Here is a 5,107-nt window from a genome sequence, read left to right on the forward strand (position 1 = left end):
TCGGCATAGGTATTTTGGAGATGATCGATTTCTACGACTTGCGCAGCCGAACGCAGCCTTCGGCAGCTGCTACAGGTTTCCGGTGCGCTATGGTTTTGTAGCAGCTGGCGCAGCCTGCGTTCGGCTGCGCAGCAGTCGTAAAACATCACAGCCAACACGCATCCCACAATGGATAATCATGAACACGTGTCACCAGTCCCGCCCGAATGGGATTGGCGACGACATATCGAGCAAGATTTTTCACGTCCTCGTCCCGCCGAACTGCTCGATCATGATAGCCCTTCTGCCACAAACGCCCGCTTCGCCCTAGCGCCTGATTAACGGCCAGACTGCTACGGGATTTGATTCGACACATCAGCTCGGCCAACGTCTTATCCCTAAGTTGTACCAGACAGTGCATATGGTCTGGCATCACCACCCAAGTCAAAAAGTCTGCCCAATTCTCGTCCTGAGCCAGATGTAATTGTTGAACAACCAGCCTCCCCATGCGCCAATCGGTAAAAATTGGCTGCCGATCGTGAACCACAGCTGTTAACAAGTAGATGCGTCCAGGCTCCGAATAACGCCCAATGCGCAGATGACCAGCTTTCGAACATGCAGGCATTCCGTTGCCTCCTGCTTACTGAAAGAGGCATGGAATCTAACTCATCGCAGTCAGCCCGACCGGCGCCAATGTCAACAAAAGATGACCGATCAACTACCCGTACGAATCTTGTTCCATACGCGCGTCCGCACCCGATCTACATTCAATGGCATGGCTTCCAACGCAAACAATTTCCCCATCATTTCCGGGCTCGGATATACCTTGGTGTCGTTTTTGATGGTCGGGTCGATCAGGATATCGGCTTGTTCATTGCCGTTGGCGTAGTGCACGTAGTTGCTGATGTCAGCCATCACGTCGGGGCGCAGCAGGTAGTTCATGAAGGCGTAACCGGCCTTCTCGTCCGGGGCGTCGGCGGGCATGGCGACCATGTCGAACCAGATGGCGGCGCCTTCCTTGGGAATGGAATAGCCGATGTTTATGCCGTTTTTGGCTTCCTTGGCGCGGCTTTCCGCTTGCAGGATGTCGCCAGAGAAGCCGACAGCCACGCAGATGTCGCCATTGGCCAGGTCGCTGGTGTACTTGGAGGAGTGGAAATAGCTGATATAGGGCCGGACTTTCATCAGCAGCGCTTCAGCTTTTTTGTAATCCTCGGGGTTCTTGCTGTGATGTGGCAGCCCCAGGTAATTCAACGCCGCCGGCAAGAGTTCCGGGCCGTTGTCGAGGATTGCCACGCCGCACTTCTGCAACTTTGCCATGTTCTCGGGCTTGAAGATCAGGTCCCAGGAATCCACCGGTGCGTTGTCGCCCAACACGGCCTTGACCTTGGCAATGTTGTAGCCGATGCCGGTGCTGCCCCACAAATACGGGAAGCCATGCTCGTTGCCAGGGTCATTGGCCTGCAACGTCTTGAGCAGCACCGGATTGAGGTTTTTCCAGTTCGGCAACTGATTTTTGTCGAGCTTCTTCAACGCCCCGCCCTGAATCTGCCGCGCCATGAAATGATTGGACGGGAACACCACGTCATACCCGGATGTGCCGGTCATCAACTTGCCATCAAGGGTTTCGTTGCTGTCGAAGACGTCGTAACTGAAGGCGATGCCGGTTTCTTTCTGGAAGTTCCTGGTGGTGTCCGGCGCGATGTAGTCCGACCAGTTGTAGATTTTCACGGTCTCGGCGGCCTGGCTGAAGGTCGCGACGAGCGCAAGTGGAACAAGCGTCAGTGTCTTTCGGATCATGAGTCGATTCCTGTATGAGTTGTTGTTGGCAGGCAATCAGAAGATCAAAAAATCAAAACGTAGGTCTTGCGCACGGTTTCCTGGATGTCCCAGATGCCGAGGCTGTTGGCCGGCAACATCAGTGCATCGCCGGCTTCTATGTAGAGGGTTTCACCGTCGTCCGGGGTGAAGGTGCAGCGGCCCTGAATGAAGTGACAGAATTCCTGGGCAACAATCTGCCGGCGCCAGCGGCCGGGCGTGCATTCCCAGACGCCGGTTTCGACACCATCGTCGCGTTCGACGCTAGTGGTCGAGGCCACTGCCACGGGCACGCCCAATGGCACGGCGACCGGAGTCGATTCATCCAGCTTCAGGGTTGCGGTGTGCTTGAAGTGCGTAATGGGCATGGGAGTACCTGTTGATGAAGAAAACGCCGTTTAGTGCATGAACCCTTCCATGAACCCCGCGACCCGACTGGCCAGTTTGCGTCGCCAAGGCGCGGTGGCCGGGTTGGCCAGGGTCTGGTCTTCGTGGACGAAGCTGCGGATGATCGCGTTGTAGCCCAACCAGCGGCAGGGCTCGGGTTCCCAGGCTTTGAGCGCGTCGAGACCGCCCTGAGGAATGACCCACGGCTGGCGGACCAACTCGGTATCGCGCTGAAGAATCAGGTCGGCCAGGGTTCTCCCGCCGAGGTTGCTGGCACCGACGCCCTCCCCGCCATAACCGCCGGACACGGCGATGCCGCTGGCCCGATCGCAGAGCATGTGCGGCTTGAAGCGCCGCGACATGCCCAGGTTGCCGCCCCAGGCATGGGTGATTCGCACGTTCTTGAGCTGCGGAAAAAGTTCGCTGAACAGGTAGCGCCGCAACTCCACTTCGCGGGTGGTCAAGTCGAAGTCATGGCGCAACTTGCCAGCAAATTGATAGCCGCCACGGGCGCCAAATACCAAGCGGTTATCCGCCGTGCGCTGGCCATAGGTGACTTGTCGGCTGCTTTCACTGAAAGCCTGGCCGCGGCTGAGGCCGATTTCGTCCCAAGTCGCGGCGGACAGCGGTTCGGTTGCCACCAGCAAACTCTGAACCGGCAATTGATAACGGTCCAACGGTGGCAGTGTGACCGCGTAACCTTCTACCGCCGGCACGATCCAGTGGCTGCGGACCTGAGCCTGGGCCGTACGCAAACCGCCCGACTGCCATTGAGTGACCGGACTGTTCTCATAGATGTTGACCCCCATGCGCTCCACCGTCCGCGCCAGACCTCGGACCAACTTTGCCGGGTGAATGGTCGCGACGTGCGGTGCATAGATACCGCCATAAGGTTTGGCAATTCTGATCTGTTGCGCCAATTGCGCGGGACTGAGCCAGCGATAGTCGCTTTCGCTCAGTCCCTGGCGGTAGAGCGTGTCCAGGTAGTGGCGCAGGCTGGCTTCCTGTTCGGGATAGCGCGCAGCACAGTAAAGAACCCCGCCTTTGCGATAATCGCAGTCGATGCCTTCTCGTTCGAGGACGATCCCAACTTCATCAGGGATGCCGTGCAGCAGATCGAAAGAAGCGCGGCGTTGTTCGGCCGGTAAATCGGCAAGCAAGCGATCTTCGCCCAGCAGGTTGCCCATCAACCAGCCGCCGTTACGGCCTGACGCGCCGAAACCCGCGATGTTTGCTTCGACGATGGCAATGTTCAGCGCCGGCGCCAGGCGCTTGAGGTAGTACGCGGTCCAGAGCCCGGTGTACCCCGCGCCGATGATGGCCACGTCGACGTCCAGATCCTGTTCCAGCGCCGGGCGTGCCAGCAATGGCTCGTCGAGTTGATCCATCCACAAACTGATCGTGCGCCACGCCGACATGCAAGACTCCGCCACTCAAAACTTCGATGGCGTCGATCCTAGTGCGTGGGGTCAGGGATTGTCTTGCGCGCGTGCCCGCAAAGAAATTTGTTTGGCATAAGCCTTGGGCGACAGGCCGGTGTGTCGGCGAAAACAGCTGTAAAACGCCGACAACGAATTGAAGCCAGCCGCGAAGGCCAGTTCGTCGATGCGCAGTGGCGGCGTGGCGGCGTCCAGTGCCACAAGCAAATGCTGCAACCGCGCCTGATTGACGTAACGGTAGAAGCTTTGGCCGAGCACCTGATTCAGCAGATAGGAAATCTGATTGCGGCTGTACCCGCACTCCCTCGCCACCCGTTGCAGGTCGAGTTCCGGATCCAGGTACGGTTGCTGGCGCTGGAAGTACTGCTGCAAATCCTCGGCCATGAAACTCAGCTGCCGGGGTGACAGCCCGAGCCGGCTGACCGCCGGGCGCAGGTTGCGCGCGGCCTTGCCTGTCGCTTGTTCATGCACGAGCGTGGCGTATTCATTGACCCTCCAAATGAGCCCGTCATGTACGGTAATCGCCTCGCTGGTCCGAAACGACGCCAGCCCCTCACCGCCGCGTAAGGTAATGCGGTATTGAATGAACGCCGTGTCGCCATCCAGGCGAATACGGTCCGAATGCTCCAGGGCTTCATCCGGATCGCGGGGCATGCTGTCGCGCACATACTCGCGCAATTCATCCATCCCCATTATGCGGTTCTGGAAAAAGTCGTTGTACTGGATGTCCGGGTGATAAAGCGCCATGACGCCGTCCAGATCCCGGTGTTTCCAGCGCAGGTGGTAACGCATGACCGTCTCGCCCGTGGCCTGGATTTGCAACGGGACATCATCATCGGCGTGCATAAAGGACTCGACAAAAAAACCGAGCTTGCCGAAGTTCTGGCGGGGCTTCAATGCCCCCGTGGAACGCCCCGGCAATATAGGCCTTTGGTCGAAAAATCCGTGCCCCGTGATCTGTATCAAAAAAAAATCAACCAACCGCCAAACGGACTAAAAAAATCCACATGATTTTCACATCTGGATGCTACTTTTAAAGACAGTCACCGGTTGAGCCATTGAAGGTTCTTCCCTCCTAACATGAGCTAAAGGAAGCGCTCGATGAATAAGGTGGGCAACACATGAATAAAGGGTCTTTCAGCAAAGTCACTTTTCCAAATGCCTGCCAGCTGATGCGCTGGCATTTTCATCCCATGGGTTTCGAAGCAACCATGGATGCACCGGGCAGTATGGTTGCCCGGCTGTTCGACCGCGCCAGTGGCGAAACCATGATCGCCATTGCCGGGATTCCTTGCGCAACAGTCATGAATGCGGCGGATGTAGAACGAATCATTGAAGCTGTGGAAGATGAATTGGAGGCCTTCATTCCGCCGGAGGCTCTCAGGAGTTATGCCTGACCACCAATACTGTCTAGTCCTGAAATAGGTTTACACCTGTTTCACCCTAACGCCCGATGCACCGCATCGGGTGTTTTGTATTTCAGG

At 57.4% G+C, this 5,107-nt stretch carries 6 protein-coding genes; 1 reads left to right on the plus strand and 5 read right to left on the minus strand.

Annotation, left to right across the window (positions count from 1 at the left end; all coding sequences use genetic code 11):
- Positions 1 to 145 precede the first annotated feature (145 nt).
- From NHU87_RS28210 to NHU87_RS28230, 5 genes are all read right to left on the minus strand, one after another.
- A complete protein-coding gene (locus NHU87_RS28210) occupies positions 146 to 604 on the minus strand; it encodes an REP-associated tyrosine transposase (protein WP_253555116.1) in 459 nt (152 codons plus the stop codon).
- A gap of 89 nt (positions 605 to 693) precedes the next feature.
- Positions 694 to 1,779 (minus strand): polyamine ABC transporter substrate-binding protein, encoded by a 1,086-nt coding sequence (locus NHU87_RS28215; RefSeq protein ID WP_253555118.1) that lies wholly within the window; start codon positions 1,777 to 1,779, stop codon positions 694 to 696.
- Between the two features lie 44 nt (positions 1,780 to 1,823).
- On the minus strand, positions 1,824 to 2,165 hold the full coding sequence (locus NHU87_RS28220; RefSeq protein ID WP_253555120.1) for a cupin domain-containing protein: 342 nt from the start codon (positions 2,163 to 2,165) through the stop codon (positions 1,824 to 1,826).
- 30 nt (positions 2,166 to 2,195) lie between these two features.
- Positions 2,196 to 3,602, minus strand: a complete 1,407-nt coding sequence (locus NHU87_RS28225; RefSeq protein ID WP_253555122.1) for an NAD(P)/FAD-dependent oxidoreductase — start codon at positions 3,600 to 3,602, stop codon at positions 2,196 to 2,198.
- A gap of 51 nt (positions 3,603 to 3,653) precedes the next feature.
- Entirely contained in the window at positions 3,654 to 4,469 is an 816-nt protein-coding gene (locus tag NHU87_RS28230; protein ID WP_253555124.1) for an AraC family transcriptional regulator, read from the minus strand.
- A 275-nt stretch (positions 4,470 to 4,744) separates the two neighbouring features.
- Between NHU87_RS28230 and NHU87_RS28235 the strand changes: the two genes are divergently transcribed.
- The gene (locus tag NHU87_RS28235) at positions 4,745 to 5,020 is read left to right on the plus strand and encodes a DUF1652 domain-containing protein (RefSeq protein WP_007896200.1); all 276 of its coding nucleotides are present in this window, start codon (positions 4,745 to 4,747) and stop codon (positions 5,018 to 5,020) included.
- The last annotated feature ends 87 nt before the right edge of the window (positions 5,021 to 5,107 follow it).

The organism is Pseudomonas mandelii, from assembly GCF_024138395.1.
In the GTDB taxonomy this organism is placed as follows: Bacteria; Pseudomonadota; Gammaproteobacteria; order Pseudomonadales; family Pseudomonadaceae; genus Aquipseudomonas; species Aquipseudomonas mandelii_E.